This is a genomic window from Acetobacteroides hydrogenigenes, from assembly GCF_004340205.1.
GTDB lineage: Bacteria > Bacteroidota > Bacteroidia > Bacteroidales > ZOR0009 > Acetobacteroides > Acetobacteroides hydrogenigenes.
In genome coordinates this window covers 1-1382 of the sequence record NZ_SLWB01000032.1, presented here as the reverse complement: position 1 = coordinate 1382, position 1382 = coordinate 1, and the positions used below count along the sequence as shown (strand labels likewise).

At 57.5% G+C, this 1382-nt stretch carries 1 protein-coding gene; it reads left to right on the top strand.

Annotated elements, in window-relative coordinates:
* Window positions 1-53 precede the first annotated feature (53 nt).
* A complete protein-coding gene (locus CLV25_RS15875) occupies window positions 54-1277 on the top strand; it encodes an IS256 family transposase (protein WP_131840651.1) in 1224 nt (407 codons plus the stop codon).
* Window positions 1278-1382: the final 105 nt, after the last annotated feature.

The following is a 1382-nucleotide window of genomic DNA, read 5'->3' as shown; positions in this document are numbered from 1 at the left end:
GAGACTGTTCATGCAACTGTGTCTGCAAAATGATAACGTTAACTTTGCAGACAATGGAAGAGAAAGAAAAAGCAGCGAGCTTCAGCTACGAGGATTTTGAGAAGGAGGCCATCAAGGGTCTTTACGAGCGCAAGAGCCTAAGCGGCGAAAATGGGGTGTTCGCCCCGCTGCTGAAGCATTTTTTGGAAAAGGCCCTAGCGCTGGAGCTGGAGCAGCACCTGAAGGATTCGGAGGGCAACAAGCGCAACGGCGTTACCACCAAGACGGTCAAGTGCTCGAACGGCGAGTTTGAGCTCAGCACCCCCAGAGACCGTAACGGAACTTTTACCCCAGAGATCGTGGTCAAGCGGCAGGTGCTGCTGGACGATGGGCTCTGCGAGAAGGTCCTCTCGCTCTACGCCAAGGGGATGAGCTACGCCGACATCCGCAAGATGCTTATGGAGGTTTACGGGCTTTCGCTCTCCCCAGCCCAGATGAGCGAGCTCACCGACCGGCTGATTCCCGAGCTGCAGGAGTGGCAGCAGCGCCCGCTCAACCCGCTCTACGCCATGGTTTGGTTCGACGCCATCCACTTCAAGTGCCGCGACAACGGAGCGGTGCAGGGCAAGGCGCTCTACAACGTCTACGCGGTTAACCAGGAGGGCTTTCGGGAGCTGCTGGGCATCTACATCGCCGAGAGCGAGTCGGCCCGCTTCTGGCTGGAGGTGCTGCAGGACCTGCGCCTTCGGGGCGTGGAGGACATCCTGATCGCCTGTACGGACAACCTCAAGGGCTTCAGCGAGGCCATCAGCAGCACCTTTCCCGAGACGGTCGTCCAGAGCTGCATCGTACACCAGGTGCGCAACACGCTCAAGTACGTGGTTTGCAAAGATTACAAGGCCATTACGGCTGACATGCGGGCCATCTACAGCAGCCCCACGCTGGAGGCTGCCGAGGGTGAGTTGACGCGCTTTACCGAGCGCTGGGAGAAGAAGTACCCCACCGCCGTCAGAAGCTGGCAGGAGAACTGGTACAAGCTGAGCTCCTTCTTCGACTTCGGCAAGGAAATCCGCCGGCTGATGTACACCACCAACCCCATCGAGGGCATCCACCGGCGCATGCGGAAGGTGACCAAGACCAAGGGGTGCTTCCCCTCCGATATGGCCATTAAGAAGCTGGTATACCTCGTCATTCGGGATATCAACGCAAGCCCAAAGGCTGAAGTTAAGGGGTGGAAGCTGATATATGGGCAGCTTTGCATTAAATTTGCCGAGCGGATGGCCAAATTCGGAGCATGAAAAACACCCGCAAAGGAAGGCTAGGCCTCTTATCGGAGCAAGGGTATACAAGTGGCTCCGTTCCCTCGCCACCCTTGCTCCGATAAGAGGCCTAACCTAAAAGGC

Bases quoted from the DNA above. Each gene is read 5' to 3' on its own strand.
- CLV25_RS15875 (WP_131840651.1), top strand. From the start codon at position 54: ATGGAAGAGAAAGAAAAAGCAGCGAGCTTCAGCTACGAGGATTTTGAG.